The organism is Wujia sp., assembly GCF_056872695.1.
On record NZ_DBMFCD010000013.1, the window covers coordinates 40,975 to 61,388 of the forward strand.

General features: G+C 41.4%; 18 protein-coding genes and 2 pseudogenes. 4 read left to right on the forward strand and 16 right to left on the reverse strand.

Features of this window, described 5'->3' with window-relative positions:
* Window positions 1-13: 13 nt before the first annotated feature.
* From ACZQK9_RS11535 to ACZQK9_RS11595, 13 genes are all read right to left on the reverse strand, one after another.
* The gene (locus ACZQK9_RS11535) at window positions 14-1,570 is read right to left on the reverse strand and encodes an ABC-F family ATP-binding cassette domain-containing protein (protein WP_483270657.1); all 1,557 of its coding nucleotides are present in this window, start codon (window positions 1,568-1,570) and stop codon (window positions 14-16) included.
* 359 nt (window positions 1,571-1,929) lie between these two features.
* Window positions 1,930-2,313 carry a hypothetical protein gene (locus ACZQK9_RS11540; protein WP_216507281.1) on the reverse strand — a complete coding sequence of 128 codons (384 nt, stop codon included), beginning with the start codon at window positions 2,311-2,313 and terminating at the stop codon, window positions 1,930-1,932.
* Window positions 2,314-2,469: 156 nt separating this feature from the next.
* Window positions 2,470-3,237, reverse strand: a complete 768-nt coding sequence (locus ACZQK9_RS11545) for a hypothetical protein (protein ID WP_483270658.1) — start codon at window positions 3,235-3,237, stop codon at window positions 2,470-2,472.
* Between the two features lie 14 nt (window positions 3,238-3,251).
* The gene (locus ACZQK9_RS11550) at window positions 3,252-4,208 is read right to left on the reverse strand and encodes an L-lactate dehydrogenase (protein ID WP_483270659.1); all 957 of its coding nucleotides are present in this window, start codon (window positions 4,206-4,208) and stop codon (window positions 3,252-3,254) included.
* 153 nt (window positions 4,209-4,361) lie between these two features.
* Window positions 4,362-5,402 (reverse strand): alpha/beta hydrolase, encoded by a 1,041-nt coding sequence (locus ACZQK9_RS11555; protein WP_483270660.1) that lies wholly within the window; start codon window positions 5,400-5,402, stop codon window positions 4,362-4,364.
* Window positions 5,403-5,969: 567 nt separating this feature from the next.
* Window positions 5,970-6,485, reverse strand: a complete 516-nt coding sequence (locus ACZQK9_RS11560; RefSeq protein ID WP_238298052.1) for a hypothetical protein — start codon at window positions 6,483-6,485, stop codon at window positions 5,970-5,972.
* A 96-nt stretch (window positions 6,486-6,581) separates the two neighbouring features.
* Entirely contained in the window at window positions 6,582-7,391 is an 810-nt protein-coding gene (locus tag ACZQK9_RS11565) for a TIGR02452 family protein (RefSeq protein ID WP_483270661.1), read from the reverse strand.
* 209 nt (window positions 7,392-7,600) lie between these two features.
* On the reverse strand, window positions 7,601-9,097 hold the full coding sequence (gene malQ / locus ACZQK9_RS11570; RefSeq protein WP_483270662.1) for a 4-alpha-glucanotransferase: 1,497 nt from the start codon (window positions 9,095-9,097) through the stop codon (window positions 7,601-7,603).
* A 32-nt stretch (window positions 9,098-9,129) separates the two neighbouring features.
* Window positions 9,130-10,134 (reverse strand): LacI family DNA-binding transcriptional regulator, encoded by a 1,005-nt coding sequence (locus tag ACZQK9_RS11575; protein ID WP_483270663.1) that lies wholly within the window; start codon window positions 10,132-10,134, stop codon window positions 9,130-9,132.
* Between the two features lie 32 nt (window positions 10,135-10,166).
* Window positions 10,167-11,000 carry a carbohydrate ABC transporter permease gene (locus tag ACZQK9_RS11580; protein WP_021984043.1) on the reverse strand — a complete coding sequence of 278 codons (834 nt, stop codon included), beginning with the start codon at window positions 10,998-11,000 and terminating at the stop codon, window positions 10,167-10,169.
* Complete coding sequence (locus ACZQK9_RS11585; protein WP_021984042.1) at window positions 11,000-11,842, reverse strand: carbohydrate ABC transporter permease; 843 nt, start codon at window positions 11,840-11,842, stop codon at window positions 11,000-11,002. Before ACZQK9_RS11585 ends, ACZQK9_RS11580 begins: the two co-directional genes overlap by 1 nt.
* Window positions 11,843-11,940: 98 nt before the next feature.
* Entirely contained in the window at window positions 11,941-13,272 is a 1,332-nt protein-coding gene (locus ACZQK9_RS11590) for an ABC transporter substrate-binding protein (RefSeq protein ID WP_483270664.1), read from the reverse strand.
* 239 nt (window positions 13,273-13,511) lie between these two features.
* Window positions 13,512-15,770, reverse strand: coding sequence for a glycogen/starch/alpha-glucan phosphorylase (locus ACZQK9_RS11595; protein WP_483270665.1), 2,259 nt, complete (start codon window positions 15,768-15,770; stop codon window positions 13,512-13,514).
* A gap of 135 nt (window positions 15,771-15,905) precedes the next feature.
* Here ACZQK9_RS11595 and ACZQK9_RS11600 point away from each other — a divergent pair, with 135 nt between their 5' ends.
* The 4 genes and pseudogenes from ACZQK9_RS11600 (at window position 15,906) to ACZQK9_RS11615 (ending at window position 18,288) form a co-directional block, all read left to right on the forward strand.
* A complete protein-coding gene (locus tag ACZQK9_RS11600) occupies window positions 15,906-16,793 on the forward strand; it encodes an AraC family transcriptional regulator (RefSeq protein ID WP_483270666.1) in 888 nt (295 codons plus the stop codon).
* A gap of 254 nt (window positions 16,794-17,047) precedes the next feature.
* Window positions 17,048-17,221, forward strand: a pseudogene (locus ACZQK9_RS11605) (TnpV protein); the annotation flags it as partial.
* 144 nt (window positions 17,222-17,365) lie between these two features.
* Complete coding sequence (locus tag ACZQK9_RS11610; protein WP_055226169.1) at window positions 17,366-17,635, forward strand: metalloregulator ArsR/SmtB family transcription factor; 270 nt, start codon at window positions 17,366-17,368, stop codon at window positions 17,633-17,635.
* A complete protein-coding gene (locus ACZQK9_RS11615; protein ID WP_483270667.1) occupies window positions 17,632-18,288 on the forward strand; it encodes an SdpI family protein in 657 nt (218 codons plus the stop codon). Before ACZQK9_RS11610 ends, ACZQK9_RS11615 begins: the two co-directional genes overlap by 4 nt.
* Window positions 18,289-18,971: 683 nt before the next feature.
* Here the strand turns inward: ACZQK9_RS11615 and ACZQK9_RS11620 are convergent.
* From ACZQK9_RS11620 to ACZQK9_RS11630, 3 genes and pseudogenes are all read right to left on the reverse strand, one after another.
* Window positions 18,972-19,802 carry an ATP-binding protein gene (locus ACZQK9_RS11620; RefSeq protein WP_483270676.1) on the reverse strand — a complete coding sequence of 277 codons (831 nt, stop codon included), beginning with the start codon at window positions 19,800-19,802 and terminating at the stop codon, window positions 18,972-18,974.
* Window positions 19,785-19,904 (reverse strand): annotated as a pseudogene (locus tag ACZQK9_RS11625) (AAA family ATPase); the annotation flags it as partial. The gene ACZQK9_RS11620 and the pseudogene ACZQK9_RS11625, both read right to left, overlap by 18 nt.
* Before the next feature lie 59 nt (window positions 19,905-19,963).
* Window positions 19,964-20,413 (reverse strand): hypothetical protein, encoded by a 450-nt coding sequence (locus ACZQK9_RS11630; protein ID WP_483270668.1) that lies wholly within the window; start codon window positions 20,411-20,413, stop codon window positions 19,964-19,966.
* Window position 20,414 lies beyond the last annotated feature (1 nt).

Sequence of the window (20,414 nt, forward strand, 5' to 3'; positions counted from 1 at the left end):
CCTATACTCCGTCTTACACAGCCAGACGGCTGAACTCTTCCAGATTCCATACCTTCGTCACAATATCCGAATAAAATTCCGGCTCATGGCAAACTAAAAGCACGGAACCATGATATTCCCTCAAAGCCCTCTTTAACTCGTCCTTCGCTTCCACATCCAGATGGTTTGTCGGCTCATCTAAGATCAACAGGTTTGACTCCCGGTTGATAAGCTTACACAGACGCACCTTCGCCTGTTCTCCACCACTCAAGACACGCACCTTGCTCTCGATGTGCTTCGTTGTAAGGCCACATTTTGCCAATGCGGATCGTACTTCATACTGGGAATATCCCGGAAATTCCTGCCAGATCTCCTCCAGACAGGTATTGTCCGTGCCTGCCATCTCCTGTTCGAAATATCCCTTATACAGATAGTCGCCCAGTTCCACCTTACCGGATAATGCCGGTACGATCCCGAGCAGACTTTTTAACAATGTGCTTTTACCGATTCCATTTGTTCCGATAATCGCAATCTTCTCGCCGCGCTCCATCCGCAGATTGATTGGCTTGGAAAGCGGTGCATTCTTATCATATCCGATGATGAGATCCTCCGTCTCAAAAAGCATCTTACCCGGTGTCCGGGCTTCCTTGAAGTAAAACTCCGGCTTTGGTTTCTCCTTGGCAAGCTCGATCACATCCATCTTGTCAAGCTTCTTCTGTCTCGACATCGCCATATTTCTTGTGGCAACGCGTGCTTTGTTTCTTGCCACAAAATCCTTCAGCTCATTGATCTCCTGCTGCTGTTTCCGGTAGGCAGCCTCCTGCTGTGCCTTCTTCGCCTCATAAACTTCCAAGAACTTATCATAGTTTCCGACGTAGCGGTTCAGCTCCTGATTTTCCATATGATAAATGATATTCACGACATCATTCAAGAACGGAATATCATGACTGATCAGGATAAATGCATTCTCATATTCCTGCAGATACCGCTTCAGCCATTCGATATGCTCCGCATCGAGATAATTCGTCGGCTCGTCCAGAAGCAGGATTTCCGGCTTCTCCAAAAGCAGCTTCGCAAGCAGTACCTTCGTACGCTGTCCGCCACTTAAATCCATCACATCATGGTCAAGCCCCAGTTCCAGAAGTCCGAGCGCCCGCGCCACCTGTTCGACTTTCGCATCGATCATATAAAAATCGTGGTTCGTCAGCATATCCTGCAGCGTACCAACCTCTTCCATCATCTCCGCGATTTGATCGTCCGTCGCATCTGCCATGCTCTCATAGATTTCATTAATATTCTGCTCCATATCAAACAGATATGAAAATGCAGACTTCAGGACATCCTCGATCGTCATGCCCTTCTCCAGCACGGCATGCTGGTCTAAGTATCCAACCCGCACATGTTTGTTCCATTCTACTTTTCCTTCATCCGGTGCGAGTGTACCGGTCACGATATTCATGAACGTACTTTTTCCTTCGCCATTCGCGCCGACCAGGCCGATATGCTCGCCCGCAAGCAGGCGGAACGATACATTATTAAAGATCGCACGGTCACCAAAACCGTGCGTTAAGTTCTCAACATTTAAAATCATCTGTCTTTGTTCTGCGAAACATATTGTGAATTGTGTATATGTCCGTGCCACATTCTGATAATATAAAATGTATTGAAACCAAGAAGTTCTAGATGTTCTGATTTACCTTCTGATACCGAACGCAACCACCGCCAATTCGCCATCCATGGCTCAGTGGCGGTTTGTTTGAACATCGTGTTCAAACATTGCTATTTTACTTACAGAACATCAAGTACTTCTACGTTTCAAACATATTTATATTATCAGAATGTGGCACTTCCATATATATACAATTCACAATACGTTTTGCAAGTTTCTCCTCTATTTTTTTATTGAACCATTCTTTTTACCTTGTTGCCAGATGTAAAAGTCCAGCCAAATTATTTATTTTTCTTGTTTTGCTTGTCTGCCTTGTTTACACCGAGCAGACCCTTGATGATGAATCCGACACCGACGCCGATCGTGCCGAGGATCAGTGCCAGCTCCAGACCTGTCATATAACGCATAGATACGTTCAGCGAAATGACAAGGCATACAAAAAATGCAATGCACAAACCGATCAGTGAAAGTCCGGTCAGCATGTTCGGCTTCACGATAAATGTGATAAATGCCACAACGATGAGTACAATCAGAATACCTCCAACATTCACGCGTCCCATCCGGAAAAATAGCGTGAAGCTGCTCACAACGACGTTCTGCAAGAAGATAATCACGCCGATAATTGTAAGTACGATTCCTAATAAAAACTGCAATAATTCTTTCATTCGTTCCTCCCTGTTTTCTCTTAGAAAATGATTACATACTTATGTTTGATTTTATCATACTTCGACAAAGCTGTACACACAAAAACTGCTGTCAATGTTTGCATAACTTAACATTGACAACAGTTTCATTCTATCTTTATCAACAACTTTTATATTCTATCCATGCAGGCGCACCGCGGCCGCAATCCTTCCGGCAATCCACATGACCGACGCTGCGATCAGGAATATCAAAACAAAGCCATTTACCTTTTCTTTCCAGCGCATTGCCACGATGATTGTATCTCCGATTACGGCAATAGCAATCGGAATTACATAGAACAGATTGACTGCATTTCCTATCATCACTTTGTACATCAAGACTGCAAACGCGGCAACAAGTGCAAGTGAAACAACCGCTTCTATCACATGAAAGAGTGTGGCTTTCTCAATTTCCGAATGATACATAACTGGAATTGCCATGGAAAATAATATCAGATAGATCAGTGACATCCATAACAATACACTGTCTTTCGCCTGTGCGTTTACGCATGCCGTCTTGATAATCAAAGCCACAATCAGCATTCCGTAAGATGCAAACTGGATTCCCGGAATCGTATATTCCGTATGTACCATTCCGGACACAAGAATGACTCCTGCGGTTATGGAAAGCATCCGGTAATCAATGGAACGATACACGTTCATATCCATCGTAAATAATGATTGCAGGAACGCTGCATTCCCCACTGCCAATAAAACAAGAAATGCAGCGAGCGATAAGAGCACAGCCAGATACACATAACTATCGAAGCCGCTTCCGAACAGTTTCAAATCTTTATCCCTTATGGAACGCACGATGCTCTGTACACGTTCCGCAAATAAAATAATGAAATATAACATAATCAGCCAGTTCATAGCAACCGCGGACACTCCAACCCGTAAATCCATGACGATTCCTCCTTCTATAACTCCAGCGATGCAAGAATCTCTTGCAATGCATCTGCCGATTCCTTTAATTTCAGAGCCTCTTCGCCGCTTAACTTGATCGGAATATCTGTCTCCACACCATCTGCACCGACAATCGCAGGCATACTCAGCACCACATCCTCGATACCATACGCACCATGTATCATGTGCGAAACCGGCAGGATCGATTTCTCATCCCGCATGATCACCTCGCAGATTCTCCTTACAGACATCGCGATTCCATAATACGTTGCATGCTTCCGGTTAATGATCTCATATGCACTGTTCTTTACCGCATCTGCGATCTCCCGCGTATTTTCCTTATGCTGGTAATGTCCACGCATCTCGCACATCTCGCTTAACTCCACACCGGAGACATTCGCAGACGACCACGCAACGACTTCGCTGTCGCCATGTTCGCCCACGATAAATGCATGCACGCTCCGGCTATCCACAGACAGATGTTCGCCTAACTTGTATTTCAGTCTGGCACTGTCTAACACTGTGCCGGAACCGATCACCCGCTGCTCCGGAAGTCCGGACAACTTGATTGCCACCTGTGTCAGAATATCGACCGGATTCGCTACCACAAGCAGGATTCCATTGAAATTCCGCTTTGCAATCTCCGGGATGATGGACTTGAAAATAGCTACATTCTTGTTCACAAGATCCAGTCTTGTCTCCCCCGGTTTCTGTCCGGCTCCCGCGGAGATAATCACGATTGCCGCATCCGCAACATCGTCATAATCTCCCGCATAGATCCGCATCGGTGAAGCAAATGGAATTCCATGGCTGATATCCATTGCCTCCCCCTCCGCTTTGTTCCTGTCTGCATCAATCAATGCAATCTCTGTGAATAATCCACTCTGCATCAAAGCGAAGACGGATGCCGATCCCACAAATCCACAGCCGATCATAACCGCTTTTTTTGCATTCACTTTATTATTTTCCATAACAGGTTCCCCCTTTGTTTTAACTTTTAATAATAGTAATTATTACTATTTTAGTATAATAATAATTCTATAATTTGTCAATTTGTATTTATAAAAAAACACGCAAGCACTTTGTACCTGCGTATTTTTCTACTAATCATTTAACTTGTTGTTTTATTTGTTTTTGAAAAAAGAACACTCTTCCTCATTGCACTGTACACCATCCGAATTTCGAAGATTCAGATGAAATACATGACCACTTTCCGGATGCCCAGCGCCAAATGCCCGCGTCACATGCGCCACACCAATATCATTCATCCTCTTATCCAGTTCTATCGTGTGAAACCGCAGATCATCATTCTCACTGTACATCAGATATGTTTCCGGGAAATCTACATTCATATAAGCTAACTGCTCCATAAACAACTGATACTGTTCTTTGGAAACAACAAGTGAATTCTCTTTTCTGAGATACCAGTTTGAGATCGTATCATCCCGCTTTCCCATATCGTATGCACCACAATTCAAGCAGATTCTGGCTGGTCGTTTATCATAGGTAAAATAATCCAGTTTCTTCCGATATTCCTGATTTGACGCAGCAATACAATACTGCGCAGTAAGCTGTGCTCCCGCCGAATCTCCCAACATGAAAAACCGATTCATATCCAGCCCAAACACCCGCGCATAATCATCAATATATTTTACAAGATATGCCACATCCTCTATAGCAGACGGATATTTATTCTGCGGTGACAAACGATAATTAAAATTCACAACTACAAATCCGCTTTGTGCCAAATGACAGCAATAATAGCTATACAGTCCCTTATCTCCATAAAACCAGCCACCACCATGCACACTGACGATCACCGGATATGCTTTATCCGAGGCTCCCATATAGGATGCCGGCACACAAAGATCAAACAGACTGTTCGATACATAGCTATCGGAATCAATGTCCGACGCATCCCCGGATGATGCATACAACATCTCCCTTTGCTTATCCATCTTCCAGCTATCCAAAATCGCAGCAAACCGATCTGCATCCAATTTCTTCTTATAATCTAAATTTTTGATCTGTACAACATTTTCCGGATATTCCAGATCTTTGTCGCGCAATCCGTCATTCACCATCCACGCATGGCGCATATTCACCCATGGCGGAAGTTCTTTGTTCTCCGCTCCTCGCTTCATAATCTCTGCTACATTCATCATAACTGCTCTCCTTTCGGGACGTTTCTTTTGTCACAATACTGGGGGCAAAAGGAGCGTCTCTCTGTCTTATTTAAGTACAAGTTGTCTTCCCAGCATCTCTTGATGATGCTCCGCAATGATAGACTTTTTCACTTTTTGTTCCATAATCCAGAATAATATATCTATCATGGAACATGGTATTATTCATTTTACCCCATTTGTGCCCTCGTGTCATTGTAGCTGTTGTATAATTTTCAAGCAAAAGACTCCTATTCCACGCCTTTTATCATGACGGCTTATTGCAAAAAAGAGAGCCCCCTTCCCAGTCCTCTCTTCCAAATTATCGTATTCAATCAGATTATGTGCCTGTAACCGAACCTCCGCACGCGGTTTCCCGCAGGTTTTCAAGCAGAACAATTAAAATGTTAGATAAGTAAATTGTTTGTCAGACATCCCTTATTTATTATATCCATGAACAAAAAACATATAACAGATAACGGATAACAGATAAGCATTTACCTTGAACAATAACCATTCTATTTTTTATATACATGCACGTATATTGTCTGTCCTGCTTCGGAATCCTTCTTACAGATCCACGTCAAACTGAATCGTCTGATTGTGCATATCCAAAGCCATCTGCATATCCAGAATCTCCTTCGCGACCTGCTCATAGTCCTTCTTCACGGTATCGAGATCGTAGTTGATATAGCGATACTCCGGCGACGTGCTTCTGGACAAGTATCCTCCCTGCGATGCTCTTGACTTCGGAAGCTGTTTCCGCATGTAATCAAGAACTGCCTTACGTCTGTTCAACTGCGCCATCTTCACAAGGATCGTATCCACGCTCATTTCCGTGTCGCCAACCTGCACCTTCGCGGTTGCATTTGCGAGATTCAAAGCGTGCTTGATGACTGCCATCTTCGCATCAATCTCCGCAATCGTTGCAGCAACCGTAGCATAATCGTAATCCGGAATCACCGGCTCTTCGTCCACCGCGGCCACATACGTGCTTGATTCCGATTCCTTCTTCAGCCAATAATTCTTATCTTCTTCCAGACTGCGAAGCATCTTGTTCGCATAAGCGGATGTCATTTTCTGCATCGTTCATTCCTCCGTTTCATTCACTGCATTTTCTTTTTGTTTCATATTTGCAGTCTACCGCAGGAATCCGGGCGTGTCATTGAACGGGTAGTTCAATCACCCACAATACTCCGCGAGTGTCCGGCGAAATGCCTGATAATTCGAGTCATTCTTCGGGCTGCAATATACTGCATATTCGATATTCTTAAATGCATATAAGTAATCCTTCAGCACACGCTTCGAAGCATCTGCCACAATAGCAGGATCATTCATAAATACACCACATCCGAAAGCACCCAGCACAATCGACTCCACGCCCTTTGTCACTGCGATATCCAGCATCCGGCGCAGGCGTGTCTCATGAATGGTTCTTAAACTTGTGTTTCCGCCGGGAATTCCGTGGCGCAGATTCGGTGCGGCACAGGTGATTATATCAACCTCGTACCAGTCCTTCTCCGGCATCGTGCGCGGGGACGCATCATCGCTTTTGAATACGATGATATCCGGTGTATAGATGACATCGCCGTTATAGAGCAGGCTCGACATCGCACGGTGCGGATGGTAGAAGCTGTCCATCATCTCACTTGTATTCAGACAGAAATACAGATCCGAACACCGGCACAGGCATACCTCCTGTGCGCTGGCACCATTCACAACTCCGCCGCCCGGATTCTTCGCCGATGCAAAATTATGCACGGCCGTTTTCGTGCCCTTATAAGCACGCGCAGCTTCCAGACTACGTTTCTTCGATACAACAACGTGTGCTTTCTCTTCATAGATGTTGAGCTTTGGTGTGGGGAATGGTTCCTTCTCCAGGATCAGTTTCTGCCCTGCCCTGGATTTCTTCACACCTTCCACCAACCGTGTATGTTCCCTGCACATCTTCTCTGTATCCTCAAACACCTCTACATTTGTATTTCTTCCCATTTAACGTTCCTCCATTCCGCTACGCGCTGATACTGTTACTCCGATGAATTTATTTTATGTTTTCCTCTTTTTTCTCTTATTCTCATACATAGACTGGTCCGCCATATTAAGATAATCCTGCAGGCTTTTCTGCTTATCCGGCATATCTATGAAAAACGCCCCAGGTAACATAAAACCCGGGGCGCATTCAATAAATCGTCAGTTATCAATTAGTTACAGCGTTCATAGCGAACCGCAATCGCTTTTATCTCCTTGGCAAAAGTCTTATTTAACGCTTTGCTGTCTACCCGCCATCTCCAATTGCTGCCAACCGAAGAAGGCGTATTCATTCTCGACTTGTTGTCTAAGCCAAGGTAATCCTGAATTGGAACAATACAGATTTTCGCATTACTTCGCATGATTACGCCAATGAGCGGAATATACATTTTATCTGCCGGTGTATAGTAATCACACAGATAATCTCTTGCTTTTTTCCTGCCTTCGTCATCGACCTCCTGCCACCAGCCGACCAGTGTCTCATTGTCATGCGTGCCTGTATAAGCTACACAATTCTCAATATAATTATGAGGTAAATACTCCCTCGCCGAACCCGTATCTCTTGTGTCAAATGCGAATTCCAACACTTTCGTCCCCATGAACCCGCTATCCGCAACAAGCTTACGGACGGTATCCGTTATATAGCCAAGATCCTCCGCAATCACGGATTTTCTGCCAATCTTCTTTTCGATTGTATGGAACAAATCCATGCCCGGACCTTTCTTCCAACTGCCATTTACCGCGGTCTTATCCCCATATGGGATGGAATAATATTCATCGAAACCACGGAAATGATCAATACGTACAACATCATATAACTCGAAGCAGAATGAAAGCCGTTCGATCCACCATGCATACGCTGTCTTTTTGTGGTAATCCCAATCATAAAGAGGATTTCCCCACATCTGCCCATCCGCCGAAAATCCGTCCGGCGGACATCCCGCAACAGCCTTCGGTGTACATTGTTCATCTAACTGGAACAATTCCGGATGCGACCATGCATCTGCACTATCCAATGATACATAAATCGGAATATCTCCGATAATTTTAATTCCTTTTTTATTGGCGTAAGCCCTGAGCTTATACCACTGGTTGAAAAACTGGAATTGCATAAATAACTGAAAATCAATCTCGTCTGCCAGCTTCTCCTTATATTCACGTAAACCTTCTTCTGTACGACTATGAATTGCCTCCGGCCATTCAGTCCAGTTCATTCCGCCAAAATGATTTTTTACTGCCATATATAAGCAATAGTCATACACCCACGCTTCATTCTTCTCTAAGAACGCCTTATATTCTGTACTGTTCTTATGCCCGCTTCTCTCACAAGCCTTGCGGAGCAATACATACCGTCCATTATATTGTTTTTCATAATCAACAGACTGTTCGTCTGTTCCAAAGTCAACACTATCACATTCTTCTCTTGTCAATAAACCTTCGCTAATTAATGTTTCCAGATCTATGAAGTACGGATTCCCGGCAAATGTGGAAAACGACTGGTATGGAGAATCTCCATATCCGGTAGGTCCCAAAGGTAAAATCTGCCAGAACGTCTGACCAGCTTCCACTAACCAATCCACAAATTTATATGCTTCTTTGGAAAAGCAGCCAATTCCATACTTTGATGGCAGACTGGAAATCGCGAACAATATTCCTGCTGTTTTATCCATATATGTCCTCCATATACGTCAAGGCAAAACAATTATACTCTGCGTACGCTTTCGCCCTCGATCAGATTGTGTGGGGCATAATCATGTTCACACCCCAGTGTGTAATGTATATGCTTCATCAAAAGCTCCACACTCCGCTTCGCAATGCTGTTTATGTCCTGACCCATTGTTGTAATTCTCGGTGTGTAAAATCTCGATATGACTGTACCATCAAAGCCTACCACCGATATATCATCCGGTACTTTTCTCCCGGCATCTTCGATTGCCCGAATTGCGCCAACCGCAATTGTATCTGACAGCCCAACAATCGCTGTCACATGTATGTTTTTTTCAAGTAACCTTTTTGTTGTCTCATAACCTGCCTCATACGAATACCGGCAAGCCATATAATTCTTATCCGGATCAAACTCCAGACCACTTTTTTCAAAGCCTTTTTTACACCCAAGATAACGCGAGAAACTGATCTGTTTATCTGAAATCTCGCCCCCCATTACGACAATATCTTTGTGTCCGTAGCCTATTAAATACTGCACGAGCTCCATGGTTGCAGCCTCATCATCGACACATACGGAAGAAACATTGTCGAACGCTAACTCCTTTGCACTCGTAGTTGCAACAACACAGGGGATTTCAAGTTCATTCATACGTTCATCAAAAAGAGCTAAATTCGCGCCGAGAAAAATAATCGCTTTTGAGGTTTTATCACGTACGAATTTTAATGCCTCTGCAACCTCGTCCCCATCTTCATCGATAATCTGGCAGGATACGACCTCGTCCAGTTCTGACAGCAAAAGCGTAATCCGGTCAAGAATCTCCATAAAGAAACTATTGTGTCGTCCTTTCATGATAATTGTAACTGTATTTCCGCCACACCGTTTCAGCTTTCTGGCATTTCCGTTTGGTTCAAAATTGCTCTCTTCGATAATTTTTAGTATCTTTTCCCGCGCTTTCTCACTTACACCCGGTTGTTTGTTTATTACTCTGGATACGGTACCTATACCGTATCCAGATAATTTTGCTATATCTTTGATTGTCATATAATCGCTCCTGTAAAAAATGTGATTATATATTAACCCTTAACAGCGCCAGCCGCAACCCCTTTGACAATATATTTCTGAGCGCATAAATAGAATACAACAACCGGAATGATTGCCATGATCAGACATGCCATAATCGCGCCCATATCAACACGGCCGTAGCTTCCCTTCATGTACTGGATGACAATGGAAATTGTCTTGAATTCCTTAATATCAAGTACAAGGTATGGAAGCAGGAAGTCATTCCAGATCCACATTGCTTCAAGAATACCTACGGAAATGAATGTAGGCTTCATCATAGGAACTACTACACAGAAGAATGTCCGGAGTGGTGAGCAGCCATCAATCATTGCGGCTTCTTCCACTTCTACCGGAATTGATTTTACAAATCCTGTGAACATGAATACCGCAAGTCCGGCACCAAAACCGAGATACACAATTACGATTCCCCAAGGTGTATTCAGATGGAGAGAGTCTGCCGTTCCGGAAAGTGTAAACATAACCATCTGGAACGGTATAACCATAGAAAATACACATAAGAGGTAAATCATTTTTGTAAAAACATTCTTAACACGGGTTATAAACCAGGCTGTCATGGAACAGCAGATCAGGATAACCGCAACTGAAAAAACTGTAATAAACAATGTCCAGCCTACCGCTTTCAGGAAATCATACTGGGTAATTGCTGTCTTATAGTTTTCAAGTCCAACATAGCTTTCCTCTGTAGGCAGCTTAAATGTCTCAAGGTTGATGAACGTCTTCGACTTCATCGAGTTAATCAATACGATAAAGATTGGAGCAACAAATACAATTGAAACGAGTGTAAAAAATAATGTTGCAAGTATTCCCATCACTTTCTTTTTCATTACTGCTGCACCTCCTTATCTCTTGTCAACTTTAACTGTAACAATCCAATCGCAACTACAATTATGAAGAACACAACCGCCTTCGCCTGTCCAACCCCTTCAGCTCCTACTCTGCCATAGAATGTGCTATAAATATTCAGGGCAAGCATTTCTGTCTTATGAAGTGGCTCACCACCTGTAAGAGCAAGGTTCTGATCGAATAACTTGAACGAATTCGTAATCGTCAGGAATGTACAAATTGTAATCGATGGCATCATGTTCGGAATTGTAATTTTAAACAATCTCTGCATTCTGGTAGCTCCGTCGATCATAGCCGCTTCCTGAATATCTCCGGGGATCGCCTGAAGTCCCGCGATGTATACGATCATCATGTAACCAATCTGCTGCCATCCTACAAGAATAACCAGTCCCCAGAAACCTAATGTTTCATTCAACTTCAGGGCTGTATCAAACTTCACGAAAATACCATCAAAAATCAGCTGCCATACATAACCTAATACAATTCCTCCGATCAGATTTGGCATAAAAAACACTGTACGGAAAATATTCTTTCCTTTGATATTCTGTGTCAACGCCAGAGCAACCAAAAATGCAAGTACATTGATCAACACAAGTGAAACGATTGCAAATAACGTAGTGAATTTAAATGATCCAAGGAAATTTGAATCTTTAAATGCTTCTATATAGTTTTGTATTCCGACAAATTTTGCATCCTTGATTGTTGTAAAGTTACAGAAAGACAAGTAAATACCTTCAATAAAAGGAATAATAAATCCTATCAAAAATGCAGCCATAGTCGGTAACAAAAATATTGGCCAATATTTTTTTACTGCCTTTTCCATCTTATACCTCCTACGCCCTTGAACAATTACCTTCTAAAAAAGGGAGGAACTGTCTCCTCCCTTTTTAATTACAGGTTGTTTTATCAGGCTTCCTGATCCTAGTTTCCTGCTGCCTGACTCTCTGTAGCCCAGCCTTCAACGAATGCTTTCTTTACAAGATCCCAATTCGCATCTGTCTGATCGGAAGCATATACAGTAAGAGCTGATCCTACTTCGTTCTTCCATGTCTCAGAAGGCATTGTTGTGAAGTTCCAGCTTACAGGTGTCTTGCCATCTGCCACATACTGGCTTGCAATATTCACAAGAAGGTTATCTGACTCAAGGTTCTTCTTGAATGGAGTAACAAATCCCATTCCGTCTGCTCCGGATGGCATTGCACCCTGTGAACCGCAGATTGCCTTAAGTGCTGTATCGTCTGTAGAAAGCCATGCCATGAAATCTTCTGTTGCCTTGATGTCTGCTTCGGAAGCCTTAGCATTTACACACCAGTAGTTCTCTGTACCTGTACAAAGTCCCTGATTCTCTTCTCCGTCTACACCGATATAAATCGGAAGCATTCCGAGATTCTCATCACCGACTGAGCTTATATCTGAGTATGCCCATGTACCATTCTGGTAAAATACTGCTTTTTCTGCTACGAACTCAGCGACTGCATCATCACCGGTCTTAACACTGAGCTGCTTAGGATCTGTTGTTGAGTTATTAATGTACAGATCCCAGATCTGACGGTAGTTATCCAGGTATGTGCCCTTGATTGCCTTTGTGTTGTTGATTCCGTCTGCCTGATACTCATAGTATACAGGAAGGTTTGCAAGGTGCGTCTTATATCTCCAGTCTGATGAACCATCCATACCTGCGGATGTAAATGCATCAAATCCAAGCTCATCACGTCTTGCTGTAATATCTTCTGCTACCTTCTTCAGATCTGCAAAGTTCTTGATGTCATCCATGGAGTAACCTGCCTCGGCAAGAAGCTTCTTATTGCAGATGATACCATAGGACTCAATAACATATCCGATACCTGCTACCTTATCGCCATCCTTCAAAGCGAAATCCTCTGAAGTAAGCTGCTTGTAAACTTCTGTGTCAGACAAATCTGCACAATAATCCTTCCATGATGCTAAGCCGACCGGACCATTTACCTGGAACAATGTAGGGCATTCTGATTTACCCATCTCACTCTTAAGAGTTGTCTCATACTGACCGGATGCGGCTGTAACAACGGTTACCTTTACGCCTGTCTCCTCTTCGTAGATCTTGGCAAGCTCCTGCCACTGGGCATCTGCTTCCGGCTTAAAATTCAAGTAATATACCGAACCCTTATCCGCCGATGCATTCTTTCCTCCTGAAGTTCCCTTTCCTCCACAACCTGCAAACAGTGACATCATCATTGTTGCAGCTAATCCTAAAACTGCTAATTTCTTCTTCATGCTTTTTCCTCCTCTAATCATTTCATTTGTTTTGTTTATAGTTACGTATACGTCCTTTGGAAACGTTTGTTGTATCGTTTTTGGTAACGTTTCCATTTCATGAGTCAATGATACAACATTTATAACCTTTTTGCAATCAAAAAAGTCAATATTTTGTTTATTTGGTCAAATTACACAGTGTTTTTGAATTTTTTTTGTTACTTATTACTATTTTCTGGTGCATTTGCTATTAATGGATTCTATTTTATTATTTTCCAAATATCGTTATTATATTCAGCAATTGTACGATCGGATGAGAAAAATCCTGCTTTCGCAATATTCACCATCATCTTCTGCGCCCACGCCTTACGGTCCTCATATTCCTTATAGGCACGTTCCTTGGCGTCAACATAAGAATCGAAATCAATAAATGTCATGAACCAGTCTTTGTTGAGAAGCTCATTATACAAACGATGCAGCATTTCCGCATTTCCAAGTGCCATCACCGCGTCGCTGATAATAAAATCAACGGCTTCCTTCAATACCGGATTGTTCTCATAATATGTTCTTGAGACATAGTCCGCCTTCGCATAATGATCAATCACCGCATCACTTGACTCTCCAAAGATATAGATATTGTCATCGCCAACAAGCTGATGGATTTCAACATTCGCACCATCCTCTGTTCCGAGAGTAACCGCGCCGTTCAACATGAACTTCATATTTCCGGTTCCGCTTGCTTCTTTTGACGCAAGAGATATCTGCTCCGAAATATCACAGGCAGGAATTAATTTCTCTGCAAGCGTAACATTGTAGTTTTCTACCATAACAACATTTAAATACGGACTTACTTCCGGATCGTTGTTGATCAATTCCTGAAGACACAGGATCAAATGAATAATATCCTTCGCGATTGTGTATGCAGGTGCAGCCTTTGCTCCAAATATAACCGTAACCGGTGTAGTCGGCAGCTTGCCCGCTTTGATCTCCAGATACTTATGAATCACATAAAGTACATTTAACTGCTGACGCTTGTACTCATGCAGACGCTTTACCTGGATATCAAAAATCGAGTTTTCATTTAATTCGATTCCCTGTGTCTCCTTGAAATATTCTTTGGCGTGAAGCTTGTTCTGATGCTTAATTTCAAGGAGCTTTTCAAGCTTGTCATCATCGTTTACAAATGCAAGTAATTTCTCTAATTCCATTGCATCTTTCTTGTATCCGTCCCCAATCCACTCCGTGATCGTATCAGATAACAGTTCATTACAATAGAGAAGCCAGCGGCGGAATGTAATGCCGTTTGTCTTGTTGTTGAACTTCTCAGGATATATTTTGTAAAAATTATTAAGCTCCGAATTCTTCAGAATCTCTGTATGAAGATACGCAACGCCATTTACACTAAATCCATAATGAATATCGATGTGCGCCATGTGAACGAGATCATTCCGGTCGATAATTGCCACACTCTCATCACTAAACCGTCTTCTTACCTTATCATCCAGAATCTCAATAATCGGGACAAGCTGCGGAACAACCTCTGCCAGATAATGTCTAGGCCATTTCTCAAGCGCCTCAGCCAAAATTGTATGGTTTGTATATGCGCAGGTCTTACTTACAACATAAATCGCCGCATCCATGTTCATCCCTTCCGCTACAAGCAGACGAATCAACTCAGGTATGATCATGGTTGGATGTGTGTCGTTAATCTGGATTACTGCATAGTCGAACAAATCATAAAGGTTACTTCCCTTCGCCTTACACTCATCAATAATGAGTCTTGCGGCATTGCTTACCATGAAATACTGCTGGTAGATACGAAGCTTTCTTCCATCTTCGTCGCTGTCATCCGGATATAAGAACAATGTCAGGTTCTTCTCTATGTCTGTTTTATCAAACTGATGATTTGCATCTACGATGGACTCATCCACCGTTTCTACATCGAACAGGCATAATTTGTTGGTACGGTTATTGTAACCTGTTACATCAATCTCATACAATCTTGACTGCACCGTGCATTTTCCAAATGTAACAGGGTATGTCACATCTGTTTTTCTAAGCCAGCTTTGATCCTTGATCCATGGATTTATCTGTTCTTTCTGCATTCTGTCTTCAAACACCTGCTTAAACAAGCCAAGGTGATAATTCAATCCAATACCCGCACCCGATAATCCAAGTGTTGCGATTGAATCAAGGAAACATGCAGCAAGTCGCCCCAGACCGCCGTTTCCAAGGGATGGCTCTTCCTCAATCTCCTCAATCTCCGCAAGTGTCTTTCCGCTTTCGGCAAGTACTTTTTTGACGTCCTCATAGATTCCAAGATTGATCATGTTATTCGAGAGCAGCTTTCCAATCAGAAATTCTGCCGATACATAATAAATCTTCTTTTTCGTCTCTTCCATGCGGCGGTCATCTGCTAACTGCTTTGTCAGGTTGAGCAATGCGTAATATACTTCTTCATTGCTGCTTTGTGCGATTTCTTTTCCAAGCAGTTTTTCAAGTTCCTGTTTTACCTTCATCGTATACCCCTTTCGTTTTCACTTGAGCTTTTGTACGCTCTTTTATAATAATACAATATCACGAATTGGAAACGTTTCTCTTGCAAAATAGTATCATAATATGATACTATTCTATCAATCAGGAGGGTATTTGCCATGAAGGAGATTATAAATCCAGACGCTGCGTCTAATATCGAATTAAATGAAAACAAGATTCACTTTCAAAATGAATATCAATATAACACCTATATATGTTCGATTCCGATGGATTTTGCAAGTGTACCAGTTCACTGGCACGACGAGTTCGAAATGATCGTTATCAAGAAGGGGCGCGGATACGTTACCCTCAATTTTCAGAGATATAAGGTTTCATCCGGGGATATCGTCATCGTTCTTCCCGGAATGCTTCATTCCATTGAAGGTAAACAAAATTCAACGATGGAATATGAAAATATACTTTTTTCAAAGCATTTTCTTGCCTTTGGTGCAGATGACGTGACACAGCAAAAATTTATCGATCCTTTTTTTAACGGAGAAATCCAGATTCGTCATTATCTGACACCCGGGCACACGTTATACAAGGAAATCAGTACTATTATTGATTTATTAGATGAAAAAAGCGATGAAAGAGACTACGCGTATCAGCTTTTTATCAAGGGTGGGCTTATCCAGATTATATACCTGCTGATTACGCACCCGCCAAAAGTAAACGAGACTGCGCAAAGTGATAAGCATGAAGAGAAATTGAAAAGTATCATCCGGTATATCTCCACACATTATTATGAAGATATATCCATCGAAGAAATTGCAGATTTCTGCCACTATAGTCCATCGCATTTTATGAAATTTTTTAAGATCCATACCGGAATGAGCTTTATCTCATATGTGAATGACTTCCGTGTCACAGAAGCACGTGCAATGCTCACATCTACCAATGATTCGATTCTTGAAATCTCACAAAAATGTGGATTCTCAAATCTGTCGAATTTCAACCGGATGTTCAAAAGAAAATATGGTATAACACCAAGGCAGGTACGCAGCTGAGTCTGCCACGTACTCATTCGTATTCGTGTACCACGCGTCGCCATTTAGCTTTACTACACATGGATAAGAGTAGAAGGCAGCATTACAGAAGATACACGCCGTGAAGCCCGTGTTGCAATGACGGAAGACAATACGGCTTCTTTGAGTTCTATGTATACAGTTGATGACAACCTTATTGCTGTATTCGCATTTGATAATGGAGTTGCTACTATTAATGGGGACATTACAAAAGGACCTCTTTCTCTTACCTTGCCGACATTGACAAACAGGCACAGGAACGCTTGCTCCTGCTGACAAAGCAGATTGCAGAGCAGGAAAATGTTACCGAACAACTGAAAGCCGACAATGCTATGTTGTGGGTGCAGAAAATGAATGAAATTCAGTCCAGAGTTAGAGAAATCATTTACAACGAGATTATCTACGCATAGTAAGAATTAGGGCGGTAAGCCAGCTTTTAGCTTACTGCCCTTGTTTTGCTATTTAAAAATATTTTGAAATAGCCATTGAAAAACGAATGCTAAACTGATATAAACTATTTAAAGATTATTTGAAATAGATTAGGGCGTGGAAGATTGGCTATAAATGAAGTGTTAGCTGCTTTAGCAGACGATACTCGTCGAAAAATTCTGCTAAAGTTACAGGAAGGAAAAATAAGCTCAGGTGATTTAGCTATCGCATTGGATATGACACCACAGGCATTGTCCTATCATTTATCAAAGCTAAAAAAGGCAGACTTGATTTACGAAACTCGATATAAAAATTTTATTTACTATGAATTAAATTTATCTATCCTTGATGAAACAATTATGTGGATAAGTAAATTACGTGGAGGTCAACAATGAAAAAGAAAAAAATCATTTTTTATAGTCTTATGTTTTTGCCATTGATAGTTGTTTTGATTGCCTTACCGTTCTTACCAGAGCGAATTCCAGCTCATTATGATTTCAATAATCAAGTAACACGTTGGGGCAGTAAATACGAAACATTAATTTTCCCTGTGATCACAGTTTTATTTGGCCACTTTATGCTTGGTATGGCTAAATCCTCTTCAAAACAAGAAGAAAATGGGAGTAACAACGAAAATGTATGTATTGTGGCAGGAATTGTATCTCTTACACTTTTTAACGCTATGACAGGTTATTTCTTGTATGCTGATTTCAATTCGATTGAAAATCTTTCTTCAATTGCACTTGATATTAATCAACTTTTATTTGGACTGCCTGGTGTTGCAATGATTATATTAGGCAATATTATGCCAAAACTACGAATGAACTCAATCGCAGGACTGAGAACAGTATGGAGTATGAAAAATGAAACAACGTGGAAAAAAAGCCAACGCTTTGGCGGTATTTCATTTATTGTAGGCGGGGTTATTATAATCATAGTATGCTTTTTAACGAAAGGCTTTTCTTGTTTCTGGTGGACAATGGGCATCGTAGCAATTCTTTTGATTATTGACACCTACTATACCTACACATTATCCAAAAAATATTGATATAGTAATACGTGTTTATTGAAAACTTTTATGTGCATTTATCAAACTATCTTTTTCCGAAATGCAAATGTTCTGTCAATAATGTTTCATAAATTTTTCAACAAGTTCCGCTGATTTCTTAATAATTCTCTTCCATCGCTTGTTTTAAATCAATTCTGGAAAATTTTGGTAGTCCCAGCAAATCTTTCATATAATTATTAATTTCTATTTTCTGCATGATATCACCTCTTTAGCATTTCGGCAGTAATCTCCTTTTATTGCCGTTTTGCTAAAATTATTATATTCATTTTTTTAAAAAAATCGATAGCATATCGGCAATAATATATCTTTACTGCCAATATGCTATTGATTAGATTCCTTAACAAAACTCCTATAAAAATACAGCTTGTGAACTACTCAGACTTATAGAAGTCGGAGCTTCCTGCTTCAACCACTACTGCATGTGTCTATTTGAAGCATGTTCGATTATTGGATTATTCGATTATTTATTTAATTCCTTACCTTTGAATAAAAAGTTAAAGTATAATTAAATATTTTATCGTCGTTAATTATTTCCATGATCGATATTACTTTCATAATTTTGTTGGATTTAAAATTCTAAAGCCAACTTTTTATGACTTATTAAAAAAATGAAATCCGTCAAAGTAAAACAAATCTCAATATAGCATCTTTTATAACATTGTTTATTTTTCAAGAATTTGCGGATCAAGGAGAAAGTCATAAATGTTTACAGTCAAGATGCCATAGTCATCATAATAGGGCTGCACAATATCTTTTGTGATAACAATCTTTTTGAAGGAATCATCAATTTTCCTGAACGGTCTGATTTCCTGAGTGCGTTTCGTTTCATCTGGCAGCGAGTATACCGACTGGATATAGTATCTGGATGAACCAAGATTGCATACAAAATCAACTTCAAGCTGTTTACGGATAACCTTACCTTCCTGATTTCTTTCTGCAATCGGTATTACGCCCACGTCCACACTGTAACCACGCATACGAAGTTCATTATAAATTACGTTCTCCATAGAATGAGTCTGCTCAAACTGACGGAAATTGATTCTAGCATTGCGAAGGCCAAGATCGGAAAAATAATATTTCTTGGGTGTTTCAATATATGCTTTTCCTTTAATGTCATATCTTTGTGCTGATTCAATCAGGAAAGAATCCTCAAAATAATCCAGATATTTCTTAATGGTAGCGGAAGTGATTCTGGATTTCTTTACCGTCTTGAAAGCATTCTTCAATTTTTCTGGGTTGGTCAGCGAACCAATGGCAGAGGAAAGAATATTCAGAAGATCTTCCAATTCTCCGATATTCCTCACTCGGTTACGTTTGGTAATATCTTGAAGATAAATCTCATTGAACAGATTCTGCAATGCAACTGCCTTATCGTTTGCTCCCTCACGAAGAACAACCAGAGGAATACCGCCATACAGCATATATTCAGATAATCCCATGTACTTATCACCGCTGTAAATGGTCATAAACTCAGCAAAACTCAGGGGATACATATGAACCTCGTCACCACGACCGGCGAACTCGGTGGCTATATCTTTAGACAAAAGTTTTGCATTACTTCCTGTCACAAATACATCCATATTAAAGTCTCCCTGTAAAAGATTTTTGCAACATGTTGCATTTTTCTATTCCACAATCATAATCCTCTGAGCCGTCAGGAAACGGTAGAAATCGCAGACAGCCACATCACCAAAAGACCTACCGGCAAAGCAATCACCGCCTGGCTGAACATTCCTATCACTGCATATTTAATATGATGCCAATAATCATGGTAAGCATCCACCAAATCCTCAGTTCCCGGAATTATCATCCTCTTACTATGGCAAAACCACAGACAATCCACGACCAATGCGTCAAACCACATCTCAGCTACCCACATAATATATCCGTGAAACCATCCTTCAAAGAACGTGCGCGCACCGCCGATATAGTACGCCAATGCCGTCTGCAAAAATATGTATCCGATAAAAAGTCCCAGTTTTCCTATCGTTGCTTTCCTCGCAAGTTTCCCGGAACTTTCCTGAATCAATCCAAGCTCTCTGCATCGATCCTGTATCGCCTTGGGGTATTCCTGTATCATGCCAAGCTTCCCCTTCTTTGCCATA

Bases quoted from the DNA above. Each gene is read 5' to 3' on its own strand.
- ACZQK9_RS11590 (WP_483270664.1), bottom strand. From the start codon at position 13,272: ATGAAGAAGAAATTAGCAGTTTTAGGATTAGCTGCAACAATGATGATG.
- ACZQK9_RS11540 (WP_216507281.1), bottom strand. From the start codon at position 2,313: ATGAAAGAATTATTGCAGTTTTTATTAGGAATCGTACTTACAATTATC.
- ACZQK9_RS11615 (WP_483270667.1), top strand. From the start codon at position 17,632: ATGAAAAAGAAAAAAATCATTTTTTATAGTCTTATGTTTTTGCCATTG.
- ACZQK9_RS11595 (WP_483270665.1), bottom strand. From the start codon at position 15,770: ATGAAGGTAAAACAGGAACTTGAAAAACTGCTTGGAAAAGAAATCGCA.
- ACZQK9_RS11580 (WP_021984043.1), bottom strand. From the start codon at position 11,000: ATGAAAAAGAAAGTGATGGGAATACTTGCAACATTATTTTTTACACTC.
- ACZQK9_RS11560 (WP_238298052.1), bottom strand. From the start codon at position 6,485: ATGCAGAAAATGACATCCGCTTATGCGAACAAGATGCTTCGCAGTCTG.
- ACZQK9_RS11600 (WP_483270666.1), top strand. From the start codon at position 15,906: ATGAAGGAGATTATAAATCCAGACGCTGCGTCTAATATCGAATTAAAT.
- ACZQK9_RS11575 (WP_483270663.1), bottom strand. From the start codon at position 10,134: ATGACAATCAAAGATATAGCAAAATTATCTGGATACGGTATAGGTACC.
- ACZQK9_RS11630 (WP_483270668.1), bottom strand. From the start codon at position 20,413: ATGGCAAAGAAGGGGAAGCTTGGCATGATACAGGAATACCCCAAGGCG.
- ACZQK9_RS11535 (WP_483270657.1), bottom strand. From the start codon at position 1,570: ATGATTTTAAATGTTGAGAACTTAACGCACGGTTTTGGTGACCGTGCG.
- ACZQK9_RS11545 (WP_483270658.1), bottom strand. From the start codon at position 3,237: ATGGATTTACGGGTTGGAGTGTCCGCGGTTGCTATGAACTGGCTGATT.
- malQ (WP_483270662.1), bottom strand. From the start codon at position 9,097: ATGGATAAAACAGCAGGAATATTGTTCGCGATTTCCAGTCTGCCATCA.
- ACZQK9_RS11555 (WP_483270660.1), bottom strand. From the start codon at position 5,402: ATGATGAATGTAGCAGAGATTATGAAGCGAGGAGCGGAGAACAAAGAA.
- ACZQK9_RS11550 (WP_483270659.1), bottom strand. From the start codon at position 4,208: ATGGAAAATAATAAAGTGAATGCAAAAAAAGCGGTTATGATCGGCTGT.
- ACZQK9_RS11620 (WP_483270676.1), bottom strand. From the start codon at position 19,802: ATGTATCCCCTGAGTTTTGCTGAGTTTATGACCATTTACAGCGGTGAT.
- ACZQK9_RS11565 (WP_483270661.1), bottom strand. From the start codon at position 7,391: ATGGGAAGAAATACAAATGTAGAGGTGTTTGAGGATACAGAGAAGATG.
- ACZQK9_RS11585 (WP_021984042.1), bottom strand. From the start codon at position 11,842: ATGGAAAAGGCAGTAAAAAAATATTGGCCAATATTTTTGTTACCGACT.